Genomic DNA, 24,345 nt, shown 5'->3' on the forward strand with positions numbered 1-24,345 from the left:
ATTTAGAATTTATAATTATCTTCTATATACTGATGTGTAGTCAGAATCTCGGTTCTATCCTTGAAAATGGCTACAGTATGCTCATAATGCGCTGATGCTTTTTTATCAGCTGTTCTAATTGTCCAACCATCTCTTTCCTGAACAATATTTCTGGTACCAAGATTAACCATAGGCTCTATAGCGATAACCAAGCCTTCATTAAGAAGTGGACCACTACCTCTTTTACCATAATTAGGAACTTCTGGAGATTCATGGAGGTGCTTACCTAAACCATGACCAACCAACTCCCTTACCACAGTATAACCTTTGGATTCAACATACTTTTGAATCGCATGACCTATGTCGCCAACACGATTTCCGAAAGTTGCTTTCTCAATCCCAAGATACAACGACTCCTTAGTAGCCTTGAGTAATGATAAAATATCTGAAGAAACTTCACCGACAGGGTAAGTATAAGCGCAATCGCTATGAAAACCTTGGTGAAAGACTCCACAATCTACTGAGATTATATCGCCATCTTTCAATATATAATTACTCGGAAAACCATGTACCACCACTTCATTTACTGAAATACAAAGTGAAGCTGGAAAACCATTATATCCTTTGAAGGAAGGAACACCATGATGATCCCTTATAAACTCCTCCGCAATTTTATCAAGAAAAGAGGTTTGAACACCTACTTTTACATGTTTGGCAACTTCCCCATGGGCTTTGCCTAATATTTGAGCACTTTCTTTTATTAACTGAACTTCCTCAGAAGTCTTGTATTGAATCATATTGCAGGAGCGTAATTAGAAGGATCATTTTTCATATTCCCACTTTTCATCATTCCTTCGTAATGTCTCATTAACAAATAACTTTCAATCTGTCTCAATGTATCCATGATAACCCCTACCATAATTAGTAATGAAGTACCACCATAGAATTGGGCAAACTCTCCACCAACACCAGCTATTATAGCAAAGGCTGGTAAAATAGCTACTAATGCTAAAAGCACAGAGCCAGGAAGCGTAATTCTAGAAATGATATTATCAATAAATTCTGATGTCGGAGCACCAGGCTTTATGCCAGGAACGAAACCACCATTTCTTTTCAAGTCCTCTGATATCTGCTCAGGATTAACTGTAATCGCAGTATAAAAGAAAGTGAATAGAATAATCATGAGTGCAAATACTAGGTTGTACTGCCATGATGTGAAATCAGAGAAAGTAGCGCCAATGTAATTGGCAATATCATTCTCACTTGACCAAATCTGAGCAATAAGTGCAGGCAGAAACATCAATGATTGTGCGAAGATAATTGGCATAACACCAGAGGCATTGACCTTTATAGGTATATATTGTCTCTGACCACCATAAACCTTACCACCTACTACTTGCTTAGCATATTGAACAGGTATCCTTCTGGTAGCCTCTGTAAGAGCAACAACTCCATAAACAACGAAGAATAATACTGCGGCTTCAATTATTAATAATAACAAACCCGAAGTTCCCTTAGACAACCCTTCAGCTATTATTGCTCCAGGGAATCTAGAAATGATACCAATCATGATAAGCATGGAAATACCATTACCAATACCCTTTTCGGTAATTTTCTCACCAAGCCACATACAGAACATAGTACCTGCAGATAGCAAAACAAGCGAACTGAACATGAAGAGTGTTGTACTCACCATCACAGCACCTGTTGGTAAAATAGTAGCAGTAATATAGCCAATACCTTGCGCAACAGTGATTGCAATAGTTAATACTCGCGTAATCTGGTTGATTCTTTTTCTACCAGACTCACCTTCCTTTTGTAATTTTTGAAAATAAGGTACACCAACAGTTAATAATTGCAACACAATGGAAGCAGATATATAAGGCATAATTCCCAAACCAAAGATAGAGGCATTACTAAACGCTCCACCAAGGAATGTATCTATCAAACCGAAAATCCCTTCTGGTGCATCATCCAATTTGGACGGATCAACACCAGGTAATACGATAAAAGAACCTAACCTGAATACAACCAGAAATCCGATTGTATTCCAGATACGGATTCTTAGATCTTCAATAGAAAAGATATTCTTAACTGTTGAGATAAACTTTTTCATTTATTAAATCTTGTTAACTGTTCCGCCAACTTTTTCAATTGCCTCAACAGCGGAAGCAGAGAAATAGTGAGCACTTACATTTAATTTCGCTGTAAGTTCGCCCCTACCTAGGACTTTTACAACATCTTTCTTAGAAACTAATCCATGCTCAACCAAAACATCAAAAGAAACAGTATCTAAACTGTATTTTTCTGACAACTCCTGCAATGCAGCTAGGTTGATTGGTTTACACTCTATTCTATTTAGACTTTTGAAACCAAATTTAGGTACTCTTCTTTGAAGAGGCATTTGACCACCTTCAAATCCTAATTTAGATTTATAACCAGATCTAGATTTAGCCCCTTTGTGACCTCTAGTAGAAGTACCACCTCTACCAGAACCAGTACCACGACCAATCCTCTTTCTATTTTTAACAGAACCTTCAGCAGGTTTTAATGTATGTAATTTCATGATTAAGCTTCCTCCACTTTTACAAGGTGACTTACTTTTCTTACCATTCCAGCAATCTGTGGCGTGTTTTCAACTTCCACAGTTCTATTGATTCTACCCAAACCTAAAGCAACGATTGTCGCCTTTTGATCTTTAGGTCTTTTGATAATGCTTCTTACTTGCGTTACTTTAATCTTAGCCATATCCTTAACCGTTAAAAACTTTTGACATTTTTACTCCTCTTTGCTGAGAAACGGTTATCGCATCTCTCAACTGAGTCAAAGCATCTATTGTAGCTTTGACAACATTGTGAGGATTAGATGAACCTTTAGATTTAGCTAAAACGTCTGTTACACCAGCACTTTCGAGAACAGCACGCATTGCACCACCTGCAATAACCCCAGTACCTGGAGCCGCTGGCTTGATCAATACGAAACCTCCACCATATTTACCAAGTTGCTCGTGAGGGATAGTCCCTTTTAGAATTGGAACACGAACAAGATTTTTCTTTGCGTCTTCGATACCTTTAGTAATTGCATCAGTTACTTCATTAGCTTTACCTAATCCGTATCCAACAACTCCATTGCTATCACCTACTACAACGATAGCAGAAAAGGAAAATCTTCTACCACCTTTTACTACCTTAGCAACACGGTTGATAGCAACTACTTTCTCTTTTAGTTCTGTATCTGTTGCCCTTATGGGTTTTCTTTTAACTTGAGACATAATATCTATTAAAATTTAAGGCCACCTTCCCTTGCACCATCGGCAAGAGCTTTAACATTACCATGATATAAATAACCACTTCTGTCAAAAACCACAGAAGCAACACCATTAGCAACAGCTCTCTCTGCCAATTTCATACCTACCTCTTTTGAAACAGAAATAGTATTGTTTTTAGCACCAAGTTCTTTGGAAGAGGCTTGCGCAAGAGTATGACCCTTAAGATCATCAACTAATTGAGCGTATATACCAGTATTGCTTTTAAATACTGACAAACGAGGTCTAGAATCTGTTCCATTGATTTTTCTACGGATACTTTTCTTGATTCTAAGTCTTCTTGAATTCTTATTAAAAGCCATCTTAATTATTTTTTACCTGCGGTTTTACCAGCTTTACGTCTTACAATCTCACCAACGAAACGTACACCTTTACCTTTGTAAGGCTCTACTTTACGTAGTGATTTGATTTTTGCTGCTACTTGTCCAATCAATTCCTTATCAATACCTTCCAAAGTCACCAAAGGGTTCTTACCTTTTGGAGTTTCTGTTTTCAATGAAATTGAATCAGGAAGAGCAAAGAAAATGTTGTGCGAGTAACCTAGTGCCAATTCAAGGATTTGTCCTTGGTTTGTAGCTTTATAACCTACACCGACCAATTCTAATTCTTTCTTGTAACCATCGGAAACACCGATAACCATATTGTTTAACAATGATCTATATAAACCATGTAGAGATTTGTGTCTCTTTGATTCAGTAGGTCTTGTCACTACAATTTGATTACCTTCAACCGCAACGGTAATATCGGGATTCACATCCTGAGTTAGCGTACCTTTGGGACCTTTAACAGTGACAACATTGTGTGCTGACACGTCTACAGTAACACCCGCTGGTAGATTTATTGGTTTTTTACCTATTCTAGACATAACGGTTAATTAATAAACGTAACAAAGTACTTCTCCGCCTATACCTTCAGTACGGGCCTCTTTATCGGTCATTACACCTTTCGAAGTAGACATGATGGCAATACCTAGACCGTTGATTACTCTAGGAAGTTCGTCATGTTTAACATATTTTCTTAGACCAGGCTTGCTAACTCTAGCAAGACTTACTATTGCATTCTGCTTCGTAGCAGGATTATATTTCAAAGCAATTTTGATAGATCCCTGAGGACCTTCTTCTTCAAATTTGTAATTTTGAATATAACCTTTATCATGAAGAACTTTAGTAAGCTCTTTTTTCATGTTAGAAGCGGGAATCTCAACGATTCTGTGAGATGCCTTGATGGCGTTTCTCAATCTGGTCAAATAATCAGCTATTGGATCAGTCATATTTATATAAGTCTAACTGCACACCCGTTTCGGGCGTGCAAAGTTACACAATGATTTTAAGAATAAAAACTTTTGTCCGATTTTTACCAGCTTGACTTAGTAACACCAGGAATCTTTCCAGCAGAAGCCATTTCTCTGAAAGTTACTCTGTTGATACCAAATTTTCTCATGTAACCTTTTGGACGACCTGTCAATTTACATCTATTATGAAGTCTGACAGGAGAAGAATTTTTAGGTAACTTATCCAAGCCTTCGTAATCACCAGCAGCTTTCAATTCTGCTCTTTTTTTAGCGTACTTGGCTACAAGACGTTCTCTTTTTCTCTCACGAGCTTTTAATGATTCTCTTGCCATAATTATTCAGGATTATTTTTGTTGATAAAAGGCATTCCAAAAGCTTTCAACAAAGATAAGCTTTCTTCATCTGTCTCTGCAGTAGTCACAAAAGTGATGTCCATACCAGAGATTCTGTTTACTTTTTCAATGCTGATTTCTGGGAAAATAATTTGCTCAGTAACCCCAAGCGTGTAATTACCTCTTCCATCAAAACCTTTATCACTGATACCTTTAAAATCTCTTACTCGAGGAAGAGCTACAGTAGCTAATCTATCAAGGAATTCGTACATTCTATCACCTCTCAAAGTAACTTTAGCTCCGATAGGCATTTCCTCTCTCAACTTAAAGTTAGAGATAGAATTCTTTGCCTTTGTCGCAACAGCTCTTTGTCCTGTGATCAAAGAAAGTTCTTCAACGCCTTGATCTACTAATTTCTTGTCAGCAACAGCAGCACCGATACCTTTGTTCAACACAATTTTGGTCAATTTAGGTACTTGCATTGTTGACTTATACTGGAATTTCTCCTTTAATGCTGGAGCAATTTCAGTAAGATACTTGTCTTTCATTCTAGGATTAGCCATTGATCACCTCCCCAGTTTTCTTAGAATATCTAACTAATTTTCCGTTTTCACCTTGTTTTCTACCGATTCTGGTAGCTTCACCTGATTTAGGATCTACCAACATAAGGTTACTAATATGTACAGCTGCCTCTCTCTTTTCAATTCCACCTTGTGGATTAGTAGCAGTTGGCTTTACGTGTTTTGTAACAGTATTTATACCTTCTACTACTGCTCTCCTTTTTTCAAGGTTTACAGAAAGTACTTTACCTGTATTACCTTTATCATCACCAGCTAATACTTTAACAGTATCACCAGTTCTGATGTGTAACTTGGGTTGTTTATTGAATTTTCTTTCCATGATTACAATACTTCTGGGGCCAAAGATACAATTTTCATAAACTGCTTCTCTCTCAATTCTCTCGCGACAGGACCGAAGATCCGAGTTCCTCGAGGTTCGTCGTTGTTGTTAAGGAGTACAGCAGCATTATCTTCAAATCGGATATAAGAACCGTCTTTTCTTCTAATTTCTTTCTTTGTTCTCACGATGACCGCTTTAGAAACGGTACCTTTTTTCATGTTACTAGAAGAAAGTGCGGATTTAACAGTCACTACAACCTTATCCCCGATAGAAGCATATCTTTTCTTGGTTCCTCCCAATACGCGAATCACAAGCACTTCTTTAGCACCTGAATTATCCGCTACGCTTAGTCTGGATTCTTGTTGTACCATGTTATTTAGCCTTTTCTATAATTTCTACTAATCTCCAACGCTTATTCTTACTCAGCGGACGAGTTTCGCTTATCCTAACGAGATCACCAGATTGGCATTCGTTATTCTCGTCATGAACCATAAATTTGGTAGTCTTGGCAACAAACTTACCGTAGATAGGGTGTTTAACCCTTCTCTCCACGGCAACAGTAACGGATTTATCCATCTTGTTGCTGACTACTTTTCCTATTCTTTCTTTACGTAGATTTCTCTCAGTAGTAGCCATCTTGATTCTTATTTAGCTAATTGTGATGCCGTCAAAGCGGTTTTCAATCTCGCGATTGTACGCTTTGTCTCTTTTAATTTATTAGGATTCTCAATCGGAGAGATTGCATGGGCAAAACGCATTTTTGTCAAATTTGATTGCTCAGCGGCGATTCTCTCGATTAGTTCACTTATTGAAAGTGCGTTGATTTCTGAATTTTTCATAGCTTTTCTTATCCTACGTAATCCCTACGTACTACAAAATTTGTACTTACAGGAAGTTTCTGTTGTGCTAGTCTTAATGCTTCTTTAGCAACTTCAAGACTTACTCCAGTCGCTTCGAAAAGGATAGTTCCTGGCTTGATCACTGCTACCCAGTATTCAGGAGCTCCTTTACCTTTACCCATACGAACCTCTGCAGGTTTTTTGGTGATAGGCTTATCAGGGAATATTCTGATCCAAACCTGACCTTCTCTTTTCATCGCTCTCGTCATCGCAATCCTTGCTGCTTCTATCTGACGAGAGGTTATCCATCCAGCTTCAAGGGACTTGATGCCAAAGTTGCCAAAAGAAAGCGTGTGCCCTCTTTGTGCAATGCCCTTGACTCTGCCCTTGTGCATTTTTCTATATTTAGTTCTTTTTGGCTGTAACATGATTTCTCACTTAGGGTGAAAATTAGTTATTTCTCTTTCTTCTTTTTGGACCGCCTTCTCTTCTCTTTCCTCTAGCGTTATTTCCACCTTTTGGCTCGTTAGCTGCGCCTACGTTTGGAGAAAGATCTCTTTTCCCGTAAACTTCACCTTTGAATATCCAAACTTTGATACCAATGATACCATAGATAGTGTTCGCTTCAGAAAGAGCGTAGTCGATGTCTGCTCTTAATGTATGAAGAGGAATTCTACCTTCTTTATACATTTCAGATCTTGCCATCTCAGCTCCACCTAATCTACCAGAAAGTTTCACTTTGATACCTTCTGCTCCTACTCTCATTGTAGCAGCTATAGATTGCTTCATTGCTCTTCTGAAAGAAATACGAGCTTGTAGTTGTTGAGCAATTGATTCTCCAACTAATTTAGCATCCATTTCTGGTCGCTTAATTTCAAAAATGTTTATTTGAACATCTTTGTTGGTCAATTTCTTCAACTCCTCTTTAAGCTTATCAACCTCAGCTCCACCTTTTCCAATTACAACTCCCGGACGGGCAGTGTGTATTGTAAGGGTGATTCTTTTCAAGGTTCTTTCGATTATTACCTTAGAGATACCACCTTTTGGGATTCTAGCATTTACATACTTTCTGATTTGTTGGTCTTCATAAAGCTTCTCAGCAAAATCCTTACCTCCGTACCAGTTAGAATCCCAACCTTTGACTACACCAAGTCTAAAACCAATAGGGTTTACTTTTTGTCCCATAGTCTAATCTTAATTAGAGTTTTCTTTTGTTTGTACTTCATCAGCGGTAACAGCAGTGCTGAATGCATCAACTACTAAAGTCACATGATTTGATCTTTTACGTATTCTGTGCGCTCTTCCTTGAGGAGCAGGTCTTAGTCTTTTCAACATACGACCACCATCAACTTGAATTGTCTTGATAAACAAATCAGCGTCTTCAAGTTTTTCATCTGGATTTTTTGCTTGCCAGTTGGCCACAGCAGAAAGAAGAAGTTTCTCTAATTTAATAGCACCATGATTAGGTGTAAACTTCAATATACTTAATGCATGCCCTACTCTTTTACCTCTTACAAGGTCAGCTACCAATCGCATTTTGCGAGTAGAAGTAGGAACGTTGTTTAATCTTGCTATTGCTTCCATGATTATCTCTTTCCTTTATCTTTTTTGGCAATGTGACCTCTAAAGTTTCTTGTAGGAGCAAACTCTCCTAATTTATGACCAACCATATTGTCTGTTACAAAAACTGGAATAAACTTGTTTCCATTATGCACAGCAAAGGTATGGCCTACAAAATCCGGAGAAATCATTGATCTTCTCGACCAAGTCTTGATGACTGATTTTTTTCCGGACTCGTTCATTACATCCACTTTTTTGGCCAAGTGATGCTCTATATAAGGACCTTTCTTTAATGAACGTGCCATATTTATTTAGATCTTTTACTGATAATGAATTTATTTGAATATTTTTTAGGAGATCTAGTCTTCTTACCTTTTGCAAGCAAACCAGTCCTAGATCTTGGATGACCACCTGATGAACGACCTTCACCACCACCCATAGGGTGATCGACAGGGTTCATAGCAACACCTCTTGTTCTAGGTCTTCTTCCTAACCAACGGTTTCTACCAGCTTTACCTAACACTACGTTCATGTGGTCTCCATTAGAAACAACACCAATAGTCGCCATACATACACCAAGTACAAGTCTCATTTCCCCTGAAGGTAATTTAACAGTTACATACTTGCCATCTCTAGCCACTACCTGAGCGTAACCACCAGCACTTCTTGCCAATGCTCCACCTTTACCAGGCTTTAATTCTAAATTGTGAACAATGGTACCCAAAGGGATATTTACCAAATGCATTGCGTTACCAACTTCTGGAGCTACACTTTCACCGGAAATCACTGTTTGTCCAACTTGCAAACCTTCCGGGGCAATAATGTAAGCCTTTGCACCGTCAACATAATATAATAGCGCTAGACGTGCTGTTCTGTTTGGATCATACTCAATAGATTTAACTACTGCTGGTATACCAAACTTAGTTCTCTTAAAATCAACGATTCTAAGTCTTCTCTTATGGCCACCTCCAATATATCGGGAGGTCATTTTACCTACATTATTTCTACCGCCTGACTTCTTCAAAGGAGCCAATAAAGATTTCTCTGGCTTTGATGCTGTAATCTCATCAAATGCAGGAGCGACTCTAAATCTGGTTCCTGGGGTTACAGGCTTTAATTTTTTAACTGCCATGATTTTGATTCAATTAAATTTCTCCGTAAAAATCGATTACCTCTCCTTCAGCAACTTGAACAATTGCTTTTTTGAAGGAATTAGTGAATCCACTTACAACTTTAGCTTTCGTGTATCTGGTCTTTGATTTACCTGCATATCGCATAGTTCTCACATCTACCACTTTTACACCATACATTTTCTCTACGGCTTTCTTGATTTCTGGCTTCTTCGCAGTTTTTTCAACTATGAATCCATAAACACCATTTTCGTTCATCGCAGAAATCTTTTCCGTAATCAAAGGTTTTTTTAGTATATCCATTGTCTTACTTCAATAATAAAGTTTCTAACATACTTACTGATCCTTCGCATAACATCAAATTGTCTGCATTAAGTAATTCGTAAGTATTTACATCATTTACTGAAACCACCTTTGCTTTAGGTAAATTTCTGCTTGATAGATAAACATTCTTGTTATCTTCAGGAAGAACCAAAAGTGTTTTCTTATCTGTCATAGAAAGTCCATTCAAGAATGCTATATAATCCTTTGTCTTTGGAGAATCAAATGATACATTTTCCAAAATCATCAGGCTATTTTCTCTTACTTTATAGGTTAAAGCAGACTTTCTTGCCACTTGCTTCAATTTTTTGTTCAGTTTGAAGGAATAATTTCTAGGTCTTGGACCAAAGATTCTACCTCCTCCTCTGAACACTGGAGATTTGATTGAACCGGCTCTAGCTCCGCCAGTACCTTTTTGCTTTTTGATCTTCTTAGTAGATCCAGCAATTTCATTTCTCTCTTTTGATTTATGTGTACCTTGTCTTTGGTTTGCCAAAAACTGTTTTACATCAAGGTAGATAGCGTGATCATTTGGTTCTACACCAAATATATCTTCCGAAAGCGTTACTTTTCTACCTGTCTCTTCGCCGTTATGTTTTAATACTGCTAATTCCATTGTCTTACTTCTCTAGGATAACGAAAGAATTTTTTGGACCAGGGACAGAACCACTTACTAAAAGCAAGTTTTTCTCCGCGTAAATCTTCAACACTTTCAAGTTGATAACTTTAACTCTATCACCACCAGTTCTACCTGCCATTCTCATGCCTTTGAATACTCTCGATGGCCAAGAACATGCACCAATGGAGCCAGGGTGTCTACCTCTGTTATGCTGACCGTGAGTTTGTCCACCCACACCCGCAAAACCATGACGCTTAACTACACCTTGAAAACCTTTACCTTTTGAAGTACCGATAGCATCAACGAAGTCACCTTCAATGAATACTTGACCAGCTTCAACAGTCTTTCCAAGATCAACCTGACCTTCAAATTCGACCCTGAAGTCTCTGAATTCGACAACTTTCTGTTTCGGAGTTGTACCGGCCTTTTTAAAGTGTCCGATAAGTGGCTTAGGAGTGTTTTTCTCCTTACGCTCACCGTAAGCCAACTGAACAGCGTTGTAACCGTCTGTTTCTAAATTTTTTACTTGCGTCACTACGCAAGGACCAGCTTCTATTAGCGTGCATGCGACGTTACGTCCATCGGCACTAAAAATGCTAGTCATTCCTACTTTTCTACCTATTATTCCAGACATCTTCTGATATATAATATAATTACACACATACGAATTGACGCATGTGCCTTTTTTAAAGGACTGCAAAGTTAGGAATTTAATTCCACCTTACAAACCCCAACTTTAATATTTTCAATTATTTACGAAAAAATATTTGGTAAACTGAAACTTATTTTTCGTTTTTCAGTACCAGACATCTTTTCTTTGATAAAGGCAAAAGAAAAACCCATCCGCCGGAGCGGACAGGTTTTCATTTTATTTTATCTATTCTGTCAGACTTTGATTTCAACATCAACTCCACTAGGAAGTTCTATTTTCATCAAAGCATCAACAGTTTTAGAACTATTGCTATAGATATCAACCAATCTCTTATAAGTACAAAGTTGGAATTGATCTCTAGCTTTCTTGTTAACGTGTGGAGATTTCAATACAGTAAACTTTTCCTTTTTTGTTGGCAAAGGAATAGGACCTACTACAATTGCTCCAGTTGCTTTTACAGCTTTCACGATCTTCTCAGATGACTTATCCACCAGGCTGTGATCGTATGATTTTAATTTTATTCTGATTTTCTGATTCATTTTCGATTAGAATTTAGGCTTTTTCACCTTTAACCTTCGCAATCACAGTTTCTGCGATATTGTTAGGTACAGGCTCATAATGTGAGAAGGTTAATGAAGCTGTTGCTCTACCTGAAGTGATTGTTCTCAAATCAGTAACGTAACCAAACAACTCCGAAAGAGGTACATTAGCTTTGACTACAGTGGAAGTACCTTTTGTATCCATACCTTTCATCAATCCTCTTCTTCTATTCAAATCACCTGTAATAGGTCCAGTGTATTCATCTGGAGTTACTACATCTACTGCCATGATTGGCTCCAACAAAGCTGGCTTACACTTTTTAGCTGCTTCCTTAAATCCAATTCTAGCTGCTAATTCAAAAGACAATGCATCTGAATCGACATCATGGAAAGAACCATGGAACAATCTAACTTTCATTGACTCTACAGGGTAACCTGCCAAAGGTCCATTTTTCATAGACTCAGCAAATCCTTTCTGAATAGCTGGTATAAATTCTTTTGGAATCACACCACCAACGATACCATTTACAAAATCTAAACCTGCTTTGATTTCGTTTGTCTCAGGATCTGGATCTTTTGGTCCAAGTTCGAATACAATATCCGCAAATTTACCTTTACCACCAGACTGCTTTTTATAAACTTCTTTGTGCTCAACTGCACCAAATAAAGCTTCTTTATAGGCCACTTGAGGAGCACCTTGGTTAATTTCAACCTTAAATTCTCTCTTCAAACGATCGATGATAATATCTAAGTGAAGTTCACCCATACCTCTCAAAATAGTTTGACCAGTTTCGTGATCAGTATTTACTACAAGTGTAGGATCTTCTTCTACGAGTTTAGCGATAGCCATACCCAATTTATCAACGTCAGCCTGCGTTTTAGGCTCAATAGCATATCCAATAACTGGCTCTGGGAACACCATTGACTCAAGGACAACTTTGCGCTTTTCATCACAAAGTGTATCACCCGTCTTGATATCCTTAAAACCAACTACCGCACCAATATCACCAGCTACCAATCTTGGAATCTGATTTTGCTTGTTTGCATGCATTTGGAACACTCTTGATATACGCTCCTTGTTTCCTGAACGGCTATTGAATACATAAGATCCTGATTCAAGAACACCTGAATAAGCTCTTACAAAACATAAACGACCAACAAATGGATCTGTCGCAATCTTAAATGCTAAACCAGTGAATGGCTCTGATTCATCTGGAGCGATTTTAACTTCTTGATCTTCATTATCTAAAGAATGAGCTATAATATCATCTTTATCCAATGGAGAAGGAAGCAATTCCATCACAAGATCAAGCATGGTTTGTACACCTTTATTTTTGAAAGATGAACCACAAACCATAGGAACTACTTTCATTGCGATAGTAGCTTGGCGAAGTGCATTAAGTATTTCTGCCTCAGTGATTGATTCAGAATCCTCAAAGAATTTCTCCATCAAAGATTCATCGAATTCAGCTACTGACTCTAAAAGATACTCTCTATACTCAGCGACTTCTTCTTTCATATCTTCTGGAATTGGAACTTCTTCGAAAGTCATTCCGAAATCATCCTCATTCCAAACGATAGCTCTGTTATTGATCAAATCAACAACTCCTCTAAATTTGTCTTCAGCACCGATAGGTAATTGCAATGGAACTGCATGACTACCTAACATTTCTCTTACTTGCTTACAAACTTCGAGGAAATTCGCGCCAGCACGGTCCATTTTGTTAACGAAACCAATACGAGCCACTTTGTAATTATCAGCTAATCTCCAGTTAGTCTCAGACTGGGGCTCTACACCATCAACTGCACTAAAAAGGAATACCAACCCATCCAAAATTCTAAGGGAACGGTTTACCTCTACGGTAAAATCCACGTGTCCAGGAGTATCGATGATGTTGATTTGGTACTTGTTGTCTCTATAATTCCAAAAAACAGTAGTCGCAGCAGAAGTGATGGTAATCCCTCTCTCTTGCTCTTGCGCCATCCAATCCATGGTAGCTGCTCCATCATGTACTTCACCTATTTTATGGCTTACACCAGAATAAAATAGAATACGTTCAGTTGTAGTAGTCTTACCTGCATCGATGTGTGCAGCAATACCAATGTTTCTTGTAAATTTTAAGTCTCTTGCCATTTTAATTAAAATCTAAAGTGTGAGAATGCTTTGTTTGCTTCTGCCATTCTATGGGTATCATCTTTCTTCTTCACAGCAGCACCTTCGCCTTTTGCGGCAGAGATGATTTCTCCAGCTAATCTATCCATCATGGTCTTCTCACCTCTTTTTCTGGCATAAGTGATCATCCACTTAATTCCGAGGGACAACTTTCTTTCAGGTCTAACTTCCATTGGGACCTGGAAAGTAGCACCACCAACTCTACGACTCTTCACCTCAACAGCGGGAGTTATATTGTTAAGCGCTTTTTTCCAAACCTCAAGACCGTTCTCACCTACTTTTTGTTCAACTTTCTCGACTGCGTCGTAGAAAATTCTGTAAGCAATACTCTTCTTACCATCCACCATCAGACAGTTAACAAACTTTGTTACCAAAGTGTCATTAAACTTCGGATCAGGAAGAATATATCTCTTTTTTGGTTTCGCTTTTCTCATTTTTTCTAAATGTTTTTGTAATATTATTTCTTAGCGGCCTTAGGACGCTTAGCACCATACTTGGAACGACCTTGCTTACGGTCTTTAACTCCTGCTGTATCTAGTGCACCTCGGATGATGTGGTAACGTACACCTGGAAGATCTTTCACACGACCACCTCTGATCAATACGATCGAGTGCTCTTGCAAATTGTGACCCTCTCCAGGAATGTAGGCGTTAACCTCTTTTCCGTTCGTCAATCTTACCCTAGCCACTTTTCTCATTGCTGAGTTAGGCTTTTTAGGCGTGGTAGTGTACACTCTTGTACAAACCCCTCTTCTTTGAGGACATGCGTCCAAAGCTCTAGACTTGGACTTAGTCTCAAGGGTAGTTCTACCTTTTCTTACTAACTGTTGTATAGTAGGCATTAACTGATAAAATTTATTTTGTTCCTTGTAAACTTGTGAATTTTGGACTGCAAAGGTAAACAAATAGGTAAAACAAACAAAATTAAGATGTTATATTTTTCCTATGCCTCTCCAGGAGTCCCTCCGAAATTCAAAGGGAAAGTGGGGCCTTCGTCGCCACCTTGTATCTTCCCAAATGAATTTTCAAACTTATTGATATTATCCTTTAGTGCTGCAAGCAATCTTTTTGCATGATCAGGAGTCATAATGATTCTTGATTTCACTTTTGCTTTTGGTACTCCAGGCATGAGTCGTATAAAATCAATCACAAATTCTGAATTCGAATGTGCTATCATGGCCAAATTGGAATAAGTGCCTTCTGCCACTTCTTCAGAAAGTTCAACATTTATTTGCTGATCTTGATTGCCTAATTTATCGTCTTTCATCTTATATTTGGATTAAAAAAGGCCTGCTTTTCAACAGGCCCTTTTATGAAATTATATTTTGAGATATTATTTAACTACCTCTTTTGACTTTTTCACTGATCTTTCTTTCTCTGTAGAAAGTTTTTCGTATTCGTCCAAAGAACCTACAATGATGTCTTTGAAGTTACGCTGACCCGTTCCAGCAGGAATCAAGTGACCAACGATTACGTTCTCTTTCAATCCGAGAAGTTCATCACGCTTACCTCTGATAGCGGCCTCACTCAAGACTTTAGTAGTCTCTTGGAAAGAAGCTGCTGAGATAAAGCTTTCAGTACCCAAAGATGCTGCTGTAATACCTTGCAAGGTTGGTCTAGAAACTGCTGTTTCAGCATCTCTTACCTGTACCAATTTAAGATCTTTACGCTTCAAGCTTGAGTTTTCGTCTCTCAATCTTCTTGCAGAAATAATCATACCTGCTTTCAATGTGCTTGAGTCACCAGGCTCCATGACAACTTTCTTATCCAGAATATTGTCATTTTCCTCTCTGAATGCCCATTTATCAACAACTTGATTTTGAAGGAATCCTGTGTCACCAGCGTCAAGTATTTCTACTTTCTGCATCATTTGACTTACGATTACCTCAATGTGCTTATCGTTGATTTTCACACCTTGAAGTCTATATACTTCCTGAATTTCATTTACTAGATATTCCTGAACCGCAGTTGGACCTTTGATCGCCAAGATGTCATTTGGAGTAATTGCACCATCAGAAAGTGGCTCACCAGCTCTGATAAAGTCATTCTCCTGAACGAGGATATGCTTAGATAGAGACACCATGTATCTTTTTCTTACACCATCTTTAGATTCAATGAAGATCTCACGATTACCTCTTTTGATACCACCATAAGAAACAACACCATCAATTTCAGAAACAACTGCCGGATTGGAAGGGTTTCTTGCTTCGAATAATTCAGTAACTCTTGGTAGACCACCAGTAATATCTCTAGTTTTACCAACTGATCTCGGTATTTTAACTAGTATTTGACCAGCTTTTACTTTTTCACCTGCTTCAACAGCTAAGTGAGCTCCCACTGGAATATTGTAAGATTTATTCTCCTCGCCATAATTTACAATTACAGCAGGGTTCTTCGTCTTATCTTTAGTATCTATAATTACTTTTTCTCTGTAACCAGTCTGATCATCCGCTACCTCTTTGAAAGTAACACCTTCAATGATTGCATCAAACTCAATTTCACCATCAAACTCTGATAAAATCACAGCATTATATGGATCCCAAGTACAAAGTGAATCACCTTTACCTATTTTTTGACCATCTTTTACATTTAAGATAGCACCATAAGGCACGTGGTTAGAAACAAGTAATTTTCCTTTAGAATCATTAATCTTGATTTCACCAGACCTACCCATTACGATGTCGATTGCTTCGCCATCTTTATTTGTAGTATTGATCCATCTCAATTCTTCTTCAAACTCAATCACACCTTCAAACTTAGCGTTAATGCTTGCCTCTACAGAAATGTTAGATGCAGTACCACCAACGTGAAATGTTCTCAATGTCAACTGTGTACCTGGCTCACCGATTGACTGCGCGGCTATAACACCCACAGACTCTCCATTTTGAACCATGTTACCAGTAGTCAAGTTTCTTCCATAACACTTAGAACAAACTCCTCTACGAGTTTCACAAGTCAATACAGACCTGATTTCAACTTCTTCTACCGCTGATTCATCAATTCTCTTTGCAATATCATCAGATATTTCTTCACCGGAGCTTACAAGAATCTCTTCAGTTATAGGATCAACTACATCATGCACAGAAACTCTACCTACGATTCTTTCAGATAATGGCTCGACTATTTCATCATTGTCCTTCAATGGTTGAACAACAAGGCCTCTAAGCGTTCCACAATCTTCTTCAGAGATAATCATATCTTGAGCTACATCGACAAGTCTTCTTGTCAAGTATCCCGCATCAGCAGTTTTCAATGCAGTATCAGCAAGACCTTTACGAGCACCGTGAGTGGAGATAAAGTACTCCAATACATCCAAACCTTCTTTAAAGTTTGATAGAATTGGGTTTTCAATAATCTCACCTACGGATCCTTGAAGGTTTTTCTGTGGCTTTGCCATCAAACCTCTCATACCACCTAACTGACGAATTTGTTCTCTGGAACCTCTAGCTCCTGAGTGCATCATCATATAAATAGCATTAAATCCTTGCTTATCCTCTTCCATTTGACGCATCAAGATGTTAGTCAAATTAGAGTTGGTTCTTGTCCAGATATCAATAACCTGGTTATATCTTTCATTGTCTGTGATCAGACCCATTAAGTAGTTGTTCCAAACTTGGTCAACTTCTTCCTTAGCCTTATTGATCAATGGTTCTTTCTCGTCTGGAATGATAACATCATTCAGTCCCATAGAAAGTCCACCTGTATATGCCATTTGGAAACCTAAATTCTTGATATCATCAAGGAATTGAGCTGTTCTTGCAATACCACAGATTTTCACAACTTCTGCAATAATTTGCTGAAGTTTCTTTTTAGTCAGGAGCTCGTTAACGAAACCAACCTCAGCTGGTACAAATTGATTGAAGATTAATCTACCTGCTACAGTTTCGATTACTTTTTTGACTAAGTCTCCATTATCCTCTCTTACAGTAACCTTACATTTAACAAATGCATGTTGAGAAACTCGACCTTCATTCATTGCAATGATCACCTCTTCTTCACCATAGAAAGTCTGACCTTCTCCAAAAACAATCTCTTCAGGAGTTGACTTTTTACCTTTAGTTACATAATAAAGGCCAAGAACCATATCCTGTGAAGGTACCGTGATAGGCGCTCCATTAGCAGGGTTCAAGATATTGTGTGAAGAAAGCATCAATGTAGAGGCTTCCAAGATCGCTTCATGTCCTAGTGGAACGTGAACGGCCATTTGGTCACCATCAAAATCGGCGTTGAATGCAGTACATACCAATGGGTGTAATTGGATAGCTTTTCCTTCAATCAATTTTGGTTGAAAAGCCTGAATACCCAATCTGTGAAGTGTAGGAGCTCTGTTCAATAGAACTGGGTGCCCTTTCAATACATTTTCAAGGATGTCCCAAACTACTGGATCTTTTCTATCTACAATTTTCTTTGCTGATTTTACAGTCTTAACAATTCCTCTTTCTATCAATTTTCTGATAATAAAAGGCTTGAAAAGCTCTGCTGCCATATTCTTAGGCAAACCACACTCGTGAAGTTTCAATTCAGGACCTACGACGATAACAGAACGACCAGAATAATCGACCCTTTTACCCAATAGGTTTTGACGGAAACGACCTTGTTTCCCTTTCAACATATCAGAAAGAGATTTCAGTGCACGGTTACCATCAGATCTTACTGCATTGACTTTTCTTGAGTTATCGAATAAAGAATCTACAGCTTCCTGCAACATTCTCTTTTCGTTTCTCAAAATCACTTCAGGTGCTTTGATATCTATTAATCTTTTCAGACGGTTATTTCTAATAATAACCCTTCTGTAAAGATCATTTAAATCAGAAGTTGCGAATCTACCACCATCCAAAGGAACCAATGGTCTTAATTCCGGCGGGATAACAGGAACCATTCTTACAACCATCCACTCAGGACGGTTTTCGATTCTAGTTCTTGCATCTCTGAAAGCTTCTACCACTTTCAATCTTTTCAAAGCTTCCGCTTTTCTTTGTTGAGAAGTATCTGTAGCAGCTTGGTGTCTCAAACTATAAGAAAGATCATCGAGATCTAATCTTGCTAATAACATTTCAATAGCTTCCGCACCCATTTTGGCGATGAACTTATTAGGGTCATCATCATCCATCATTTGGTTCTCTTTAGGAAGCTTGTCCATGATATCCAAATACTCGTCCTCTGTCAAAAAGTCAAGATATTGAATTCCGTCTTCAGCCTTTATACCAGCTTGAACAACAGCATATCTTTCATAGTAAACAATTTGATCCAACTTTTTAGTTGGCAATCCAAGTAGGTAACCAATCTTGTTAGGAAGTGATTTGAAATACCAAATATGCGCAACAGGGACAACAAGCTCAATATGGCCCATTCTCTCTCTACGCACTTTCTTTTCAGTAACTTCAACACCACATCTGTCACAAATGATACCTTTATATCTTATGCGCTTATATTTTCCACAATGACATTCCCAGTCTTTTACAGGACCGAAAATCCTCTCACAAAACAAACCTCCCATTTCTGGTTTGTAAGTTCTGTAGTTGATCGTTTCGGGCTGCGTTACTTCACCATGTGAACTATCCAGAATTGATTCTGGAGAGGCCAAACTAATAGTGACTCTAGAGAAGTCGTTGTTTAGTTTTTTGTTTTTTCTGAACGCCATAATATTTGATGAGTATGTTAAGGGCCTTGCGGCCCGTATTTTTTTGAATTAGTCTAATGTAATTTCTAGAGCAAGACCTCTAAGTTCATGAACCAATACATTGAAAGATTCCGGAATATTTGGTTTCGGAAGGTTCTCCCCTTTTACGATTGCTTCATAGGCTTTTGCTCTACCTACTACATCATCTGACTTCACTGTAAGGATTTCTTGAAGTACATGCGAAGCACCGAATGCTTCCAATGCCCACACTTCCATTTCTCCAAATCTCTGTCCACCAAACTGAGCTTTACCACCGAGTGGCTGCTGCGTGATGAGTGAGTATGGACCAATAGACCTTGCGTGCATTTTGTCATCTACCAAGTGACCTAGTTTCAACATGTAAGCTATACCTACAGTAACAGGCTGGTCAAACTTCTTACCAGTCAATCCATCATATAGGTATGTTCTACCGTATGCAGGCAATTCAGCTTTTTCCAATTCTATAGCAACCTCTTCCATAGTGGCACCATCAAATATTGGAGTAGCATATTTTTTACCCATTTTATGTCCAGCCCAAGCAAGAACAGTTTCAAAGATCTGTCCAATGTTCATCCTTGAAGGTACACCTAGCGGATTCAATACGATATCCATTGGCGTTCCATCCTCTAGGAATGGCATATCTTCTTCTCTTACAATTCGAGCTACGATACCTTTGTTACCGTGACGACCTGCCATCTTATCTCCTACTTTCAGTTTACGCTTTTTAGCTACATAAACTTTTGCAAGCTGAACGATACCAGCTGGCAATTCATCACCAACTTCTAAGGTGAATTTATCACGTTTGAAGATACCAGAAATATCATTTCTAGAATTGATATAATTCTTCACCAATTTCTGGATCAAACTATTCGTATGCTGATCATCTGTCCAATCATCCAAAATAATGTCAGAAACAAGGTTAGCTTCTTCTTGAACATTATAGTTGGACTCATCTCTGTATGGATTCTTAGCAGGGAATAAATTCTGTTCGATATTCTTCGCATTGAATTTCACTCCTTTGCTAATAATCTCGTCACCAAACTTATGTCTAACACCTTGAGAAGTTTTACCATCTAAAAGTTGAACAAGTTTGTTGATCATTCTAGCTCTCATACCCAAAAGATCTTTTGAGTATTGACCTTTAAGTTTTTCAACTTCAGCCTTAGATTTTGCTCTTAGATCTTTATCTTTCTTAGGTCTTGAGAATAGTTTGGTCTCAATTACAACACCATTCAACGATGGAGAAGCCTTCAATGAAGCATCTTTAACATCACCCGCCTTATCTCCGAAGATTGCACGAAGTAATTTTTCTTCAGGGGTAGGATCTGTTTCGCCTTTTGGAGTGATTTTACCAATGATAATATCACCTTCTTTCAATTCAGCACCAACTCTGATAATTCCGTTTTCGTCAAGATTCTTAACAGCTTCTTCAGAAACGTTCGGGATTTCAGAAGTTAATTCTTCCTCTCCTCTTTTCGTATCTCTCACTTCCAATTGGAATTCTTCGATGTGAATAGACGTAAAGATATCTTCTCTTGCTACTCTCTCCGAAATTACAATTGCATCCTCAAAGTTATACCCTTGCCAAGGCATGTAAGCCACACGAAGATTTTTACCTAAAGCAAGTTCTCCGTTATTGGTTGCATAACCTTCTACCAATACCTGACCTTTAGCTACTTTCTGACCTTTCAGAACTAGAGGTGTCAAGTTGATAGTAGTGTCTTGGTTGGTTCTTCTGAACTTCACCAAGTTATAAGTTTTATATTCATCACTAAAGTTGACCAAAAGATCATCTTCGGTTAAATCATATTTTACAGTAATTTTTGTTGCATCAACATACTCAATCACACCACTTGTCTCAGCGATAATCAATGCTCTAGAGTCAATAGCTGCTTTTCCTTCAAGACCTGTACCAACAATGGGAGCTTCCGCTTTTAATAAAGGAACTGCTTGACGTTGCATGTTTGATCCCATCAATGCACGGTTTGCATCATCATGTTCCAAGAAAGGAATCAATGATGCCGCCACAGATACAATCTGATTAGGAGCTACGTCCATGTAACTGATCTCTTTTGGATCCAAAACAGGGAAATCACCTTCAAACCTTGCTTTTACTTTATCATTGATAAACATTCCTTTTTCATCCAAAGGAGCATTTGCCTGTGCAATGTTATTATCATCTTCTTCTTCAGCAGTTAAGAATACTATATCTTCTGTATTCATGCTTACTTTTCCTTCCTTAACTTTTCTGTAAGGAGTTTCCAAGAAGCCCATCGAATTCACTTTAGCGTGAACGCATAGAGAAGAGATCAAACCAATATTTGGCCCTTCTGGTGTTTCGATGGTACAAAGACGACCATAGTGCGTATAGTGAACATCTCGAACTTCAAAACCTGCCCTTTCTCTGGAAAGACCACCTGGACCTAAAGCTGATAATCTTCTTTTGTGAGTCAACTCAGCAAGTGGATTTGTTTGATCCATAAACTGAGATAACTGATTCGTACCAAAAAAGGAATTGATCACAGAAGAAAGTGTTCTTGCATTAATCAAATCAACTGGTTTGAAATCTTCGTTGTCACGAACATTCATTCTTTCTCTTATCGTTCTTGCCATTCTTGCAAGACCTACACCAAATTGAGAATAAAGTTGCTCACCTACTGTTCTTACTCTTCTATTACTCAAGTGATCAATATCATCTACCACAGCTTTAGAGTTGATAAGACCAATAAGGTATTTCACAATGTTGATAATATCTTCAGTAGTCAATACAATCTTTTCAGAATCGATATTCAATCCTAACTTTTTGTTGATTCTATATCTACCTACTTCTCCTAGATCATAACGCTTGTCTGAGAAAAATAATCCATGGATTACTTCTCTTGCTGTCGCTTCATCTGGAGCCTCTGTATTTCTTAATTGTCTATAAATTACCTCAACTGCTTCTTTTTCAGAGTTTGAGTTATCCTTCTGAAGTGTATTGTAAATAATAGAGTAATCAGCTACGTTCACATCTTCTCTATGAAGAATAATTGATTTAGCACCTGACTCCAAGATCAATTCAATATCCTCGTCAGACAAGATAGAATCTCTTTCTAAAAGCACTTCATTTCTATCGATAGAAACAACCTCTCCAGTATCTTCATCCACGAAATCTTCCACCCAAGTTCTCAAAACTCTTGCAGCCAGCTTTCTTCCAGAAACTTTCTTTAAAGCAGCTTTTGTAGCAGCAATTTCTTCAGAAAGACCAAAAAGATCTAATATTTGCTTATCTGATCCAAATCCAATGGCTCTTAATAGAGTTGTAACAGGGAATTTTTTCTTTCTATCAATGTAAGCATACATTACATTATTGATATCTGTAGCAAATTCAATCCAGCTTCCTTTGAAAGGAATAATTCTGGCTGAATATAGCTTTGTACCATTGGTATGCTTACTTTGAGCAAAGAATACACCTGGAGATCTATGTAGCTGAGAAACAATAACTCTTTCAGCACCATTGATCACAAAAGAACCTTTCGCTGTCATATAAGGAAGATTTCCTAAGAAAACTTCCTGCTCAATAGTCTCAAAATCCTCATTGTCTTCATCAGAACACAATAAACGAAGCTTTGCTTTGAGTGGAACAGAGTAGGTTAAACCTCTATCAATACACTCTTCAATGTTATATTTTGGAGGATCTACTGTATAGTCAATAAATTCAAGTGTAAAGTTTTCTCTAGAATCACTTATTGGGAAATTCTCTGAAAACACTTTGAAAAGACCATCCTGTCTCCTTCTTTCCGCTGGAGTGTCCAACTGAAAAAAGTCTTTGAAGGATTGTAATTGGATATCGAGGAAATCCGGATAGTCTTTGACTACCTTAATAGATGAGAAACTTTTCCTTTCGGTTTGATTCTGGATAGCCAAGGCAGTATATATTTATAGTGATAATTAATAACCAAATGCGACAATTTTCGCTTGAAATAGTGCAATTTTTTACCTGAGCACAAACAGGAAAAGACCTGACTTTTCAGTCAGGTCTAATACCATAACCTCTACAAGTTGTAAAGGTTATTCAAATTACTTAACTTCTACTTCAGCTCCAGCCTCTTCAAGAGACTTTCTTAAAGCTTCTGCTTCGTCTTTTGCAATTCCTTCTTTAACAGCCTTAGGAGCGCTATCAACTAGTTCTTTAGCTTCTTTCAAACCAAGACCTGTCAATTCTTTCACAAGCTTAACCACCGCTAGTTTCTGACCACCAGCAGCTTTAAGGATTACATCGAAAGCTGTTTTTTCTTCTTCAGCAGCACCAGCATCACCAGCACCACCACCAGCTACCATTACAGCGCCAGCCGCAGCAGGTTCGATACCATACTCGTCTTTCAAAATATCAGCCAATTCTTTTACTTCTTTTACAGTCAAGTTTACCAACTGATCAGCAAGTTGTTTAAGATCTGCCATTGTATTAATATTTAAATTGTTGTTTTAACTAATTGATTTGATGATTATGATTATTCTTTTTCAGAGAGTGTCTTAACAAGCCCAGCCACTGTATTCTGTCCATATTGAAGGGCAGATATAAGATTTTTTGCTGGAGATTGAAGTAGACCGATAACGTCTCCCAATAGTTCGTTTTTAGACTTAAGAGTTGACAACATTTCTAGTTGATTCTCTCCGATGAAAACATCAGAATCTATATACGCACCTTTGAAAACTGGTCTTGTTTCTTTCTTACCTTGTTTCTTTCTAAAATCAAGAATTACTTTTGCAGGAAGATTTCCAACTTCTTTTGAAAATACAATACCTGAAAAGCCTTTTAAAGCAGCTTCTGAAAATTTAGTATAGTCTCCTTCAAGGTTTTCTAACGCTTTCGCTATTAGTGTATTTTTATAAACCTTGTATTCTATACCTTTATCGAAACATGCTCTTCTGAAAGCATTTACCTGAGCAACATTAAAACCTGAAGCATTAGTAATGTAGAAATACGGGTTTTCTCTGAATTTCTCGGTAAGACTTTCGATTATTTCTCTTTTTTCGTCTCTAGTCAT

Annotated in this window: 31 protein-coding genes; all 31 read right to left on the reverse strand. The window is 37.9% G+C overall.

Features of this window, described 5'->3' with window-relative positions; translation table 11 throughout:
* Positions 1-2 precede the first annotated feature (2 nt).
* A complete protein-coding gene (gene map / locus IEV57_RS12350) occupies positions 3-776 on the reverse strand; it encodes a type I methionyl aminopeptidase (protein WP_188443288.1) in 774 nt (257 codons plus the stop codon).
* Positions 773-2,095, reverse strand: coding sequence for a preprotein translocase subunit SecY (gene secY, locus IEV57_RS12355; RefSeq protein WP_188443290.1), 1,323 nt, complete (start codon positions 2,093-2,095; stop codon positions 773-775). Before secY ends, map begins: the two co-directional genes overlap by 4 nt.
* Positions 2,096-2,098: 3 nt before the next feature.
* Positions 2,099-2,545: a 50S ribosomal protein L15 gene (rplO, locus tag IEV57_RS12360; protein WP_188443292.1), complete on the reverse strand. Its 447-nt coding sequence runs from the start codon at positions 2,543-2,545 to the stop codon at positions 2,099-2,101.
* Between the two features lie 2 nt (positions 2,546-2,547).
* Complete coding sequence (gene rpmD / locus IEV57_RS12365) at positions 2,548-2,727, reverse strand: 50S ribosomal protein L30 (protein ID WP_014772310.1); 180 nt, start codon at positions 2,725-2,727, stop codon at positions 2,548-2,550.
* A gap of 4 nt (positions 2,728-2,731) precedes the next feature.
* Positions 2,732-3,250 carry a 30S ribosomal protein S5 gene (gene rpsE, locus IEV57_RS12370; protein ID WP_188443294.1) on the reverse strand — a complete coding sequence of 173 codons (519 nt, stop codon included), beginning with the start codon at positions 3,248-3,250 and terminating at the stop codon, positions 2,732-2,734.
* Between the two features lie 8 nt (positions 3,251-3,258).
* Positions 3,259-3,606, reverse strand: coding sequence for a 50S ribosomal protein L18 (gene rplR, locus IEV57_RS12375; protein WP_262916533.1), 348 nt, complete (start codon positions 3,604-3,606; stop codon positions 3,259-3,261).
* 5 nt (positions 3,607-3,611) lie between these two features.
* A complete protein-coding gene (gene rplF, locus IEV57_RS12380; protein WP_188443296.1) occupies positions 3,612-4,169 on the reverse strand; it encodes a 50S ribosomal protein L6 in 558 nt (185 codons plus the stop codon).
* A 9-nt stretch (positions 4,170-4,178) separates the two neighbouring features.
* Positions 4,179-4,574 carry a 30S ribosomal protein S8 gene (gene rpsH / locus IEV57_RS12385; RefSeq protein WP_188443298.1) on the reverse strand — a complete coding sequence of 132 codons (396 nt, stop codon included), beginning with the start codon at positions 4,572-4,574 and terminating at the stop codon, positions 4,179-4,181.
* Positions 4,575-4,657: 83 nt separating this feature from the next.
* A complete protein-coding gene (gene rpsN / locus IEV57_RS12390; RefSeq protein ID WP_009034204.1) occupies positions 4,658-4,927 on the reverse strand; it encodes a 30S ribosomal protein S14 in 270 nt (89 codons plus the stop codon).
* A gap of 2 nt (positions 4,928-4,929) precedes the next feature.
* A complete protein-coding gene (gene rplE, locus IEV57_RS12395) occupies positions 4,930-5,490 on the reverse strand; it encodes a 50S ribosomal protein L5 (protein ID WP_188443300.1) in 561 nt (186 codons plus the stop codon).
* Positions 5,483-5,827 carry a 50S ribosomal protein L24 gene (gene rplX, locus IEV57_RS12400; protein WP_188443302.1) on the reverse strand — a complete coding sequence of 115 codons (345 nt, stop codon included), beginning with the start codon at positions 5,825-5,827 and terminating at the stop codon, positions 5,483-5,485. Before rplX ends, rplE begins: the two co-directional genes overlap by 8 nt.
* Positions 5,828-5,829: 2 nt before the next feature.
* Positions 5,830-6,198 carry a 50S ribosomal protein L14 gene (gene rplN / locus IEV57_RS12405; RefSeq protein ID WP_009053184.1) on the reverse strand — a complete coding sequence of 123 codons (369 nt, stop codon included), beginning with the start codon at positions 6,196-6,198 and terminating at the stop codon, positions 5,830-5,832.
* Between the two features lies 1 nt (position 6,199).
* The gene (gene rpsQ, locus IEV57_RS12410; RefSeq protein WP_188443304.1) at positions 6,200-6,463 is read right to left on the reverse strand and encodes a 30S ribosomal protein S17; all 264 of its coding nucleotides are present in this window, start codon (positions 6,461-6,463) and stop codon (positions 6,200-6,202) included.
* Between the two features lie 8 nt (positions 6,464-6,471).
* Entirely contained in the window at positions 6,472-6,666 is a 195-nt protein-coding gene (gene rpmC, locus IEV57_RS12415; RefSeq protein ID WP_188443306.1) for a 50S ribosomal protein L29, read from the reverse strand.
* 8 nt (positions 6,667-6,674) lie between these two features.
* Positions 6,675-7,094 (reverse strand): 50S ribosomal protein L16, encoded by a 420-nt coding sequence (gene rplP, locus IEV57_RS12420; protein WP_010611207.1) that lies wholly within the window; start codon positions 7,092-7,094, stop codon positions 6,675-6,677.
* Positions 7,095-7,116: 22 nt separating this feature from the next.
* The gene (rpsC, locus tag IEV57_RS12425; RefSeq protein ID WP_014772300.1) at positions 7,117-7,851 is read right to left on the reverse strand and encodes a 30S ribosomal protein S3; all 735 of its coding nucleotides are present in this window, start codon (positions 7,849-7,851) and stop codon (positions 7,117-7,119) included.
* A 9-nt stretch (positions 7,852-7,860) separates the two neighbouring features.
* Positions 7,861-8,250 (reverse strand): 50S ribosomal protein L22, encoded by a 390-nt coding sequence (gene rplV, locus IEV57_RS12430; RefSeq protein ID WP_014772299.1) that lies wholly within the window; start codon positions 8,248-8,250, stop codon positions 7,861-7,863.
* 2 nt (positions 8,251-8,252) lie between these two features.
* Positions 8,253-8,531 carry a 30S ribosomal protein S19 gene (gene rpsS, locus IEV57_RS12435; protein ID WP_009034213.1) on the reverse strand — a complete coding sequence of 93 codons (279 nt, stop codon included), beginning with the start codon at positions 8,529-8,531 and terminating at the stop codon, positions 8,253-8,255.
* A gap of 2 nt (positions 8,532-8,533) precedes the next feature.
* Positions 8,534-9,358, reverse strand: a complete 825-nt coding sequence (gene rplB, locus IEV57_RS12440) for a 50S ribosomal protein L2 (protein WP_188443308.1) — start codon at positions 9,356-9,358, stop codon at positions 8,534-8,536.
* 13 nt (positions 9,359-9,371) lie between these two features.
* The gene (rplW, locus tag IEV57_RS12445; protein WP_188443310.1) at positions 9,372-9,659 is read right to left on the reverse strand and encodes a 50S ribosomal protein L23; all 288 of its coding nucleotides are present in this window, start codon (positions 9,657-9,659) and stop codon (positions 9,372-9,374) included.
* A 4-nt stretch (positions 9,660-9,663) separates the two neighbouring features.
* Positions 9,664-10,293, reverse strand: a complete 630-nt coding sequence (gene rplD, locus IEV57_RS12450; protein ID WP_188443312.1) for a 50S ribosomal protein L4 — start codon at positions 10,291-10,293, stop codon at positions 9,664-9,666.
* A 4-nt stretch (positions 10,294-10,297) separates the two neighbouring features.
* Complete coding sequence (gene rplC, locus IEV57_RS12455) at positions 10,298-10,930, reverse strand: 50S ribosomal protein L3 (RefSeq protein WP_041779291.1); 633 nt, start codon at positions 10,928-10,930, stop codon at positions 10,298-10,300.
* Positions 10,931-11,181: 251 nt separating this feature from the next.
* Positions 11,182-11,487 (reverse strand): 30S ribosomal protein S10, encoded by a 306-nt coding sequence (gene rpsJ, locus IEV57_RS12460; RefSeq protein ID WP_014772294.1) that lies wholly within the window; start codon positions 11,485-11,487, stop codon positions 11,182-11,184.
* 13 nt (positions 11,488-11,500) lie between these two features.
* Positions 11,501-13,621, reverse strand: a complete 2,121-nt coding sequence (gene fusA / locus IEV57_RS12465; protein WP_188443314.1) for an elongation factor G — start codon at positions 13,619-13,621, stop codon at positions 11,501-11,503.
* 5 nt (positions 13,622-13,626) lie between these two features.
* Positions 13,627-14,094 carry a 30S ribosomal protein S7 gene (gene rpsG, locus IEV57_RS12470; RefSeq protein WP_014772292.1) on the reverse strand — a complete coding sequence of 156 codons (468 nt, stop codon included), beginning with the start codon at positions 14,092-14,094 and terminating at the stop codon, positions 13,627-13,629.
* A gap of 23 nt (positions 14,095-14,117) precedes the next feature.
* Positions 14,118-14,501 carry a 30S ribosomal protein S12 gene (rpsL, locus tag IEV57_RS12475; RefSeq protein WP_014772291.1) on the reverse strand — a complete coding sequence of 128 codons (384 nt, stop codon included), beginning with the start codon at positions 14,499-14,501 and terminating at the stop codon, positions 14,118-14,120.
* A 101-nt stretch (positions 14,502-14,602) separates the two neighbouring features.
* Positions 14,603-14,926 (reverse strand): DUF3467 domain-containing protein, encoded by a 324-nt coding sequence (locus IEV57_RS12480; RefSeq protein ID WP_188443316.1) that lies wholly within the window; start codon positions 14,924-14,926, stop codon positions 14,603-14,605.
* Positions 14,927-14,992: 66 nt separating this feature from the next.
* A complete protein-coding gene (gene rpoC / locus IEV57_RS12485) occupies positions 14,993-19,300 on the reverse strand; it encodes a DNA-directed RNA polymerase subunit beta' (protein WP_188443318.1) in 4,308 nt (1,435 codons plus the stop codon).
* A gap of 48 nt (positions 19,301-19,348) precedes the next feature.
* Positions 19,349-23,224, reverse strand: coding sequence for a DNA-directed RNA polymerase subunit beta (rpoB, locus tag IEV57_RS12490; protein WP_188443320.1), 3,876 nt, complete (start codon positions 23,222-23,224; stop codon positions 19,349-19,351).
* A 153-nt stretch (positions 23,225-23,377) separates the two neighbouring features.
* A complete protein-coding gene (gene rplL, locus IEV57_RS12495) occupies positions 23,378-23,758 on the reverse strand; it encodes a 50S ribosomal protein L7/L12 (RefSeq protein WP_188443322.1) in 381 nt (126 codons plus the stop codon).
* Positions 23,759-23,808: 50 nt separating this feature from the next.
* The gene (rplJ, locus tag IEV57_RS12500; RefSeq protein WP_188443324.1) at positions 23,809-24,345 is read right to left on the reverse strand and encodes a 50S ribosomal protein L10; all 537 of its coding nucleotides are present in this window, start codon (positions 24,343-24,345) and stop codon (positions 23,809-23,811) included.

The organism is Belliella aquatica (assembly GCF_014637795.1).
Taxonomy (GTDB): domain Bacteria; phylum Bacteroidota; class Bacteroidia; order Cytophagales; family Cyclobacteriaceae; genus Belliella; species Belliella aquatica.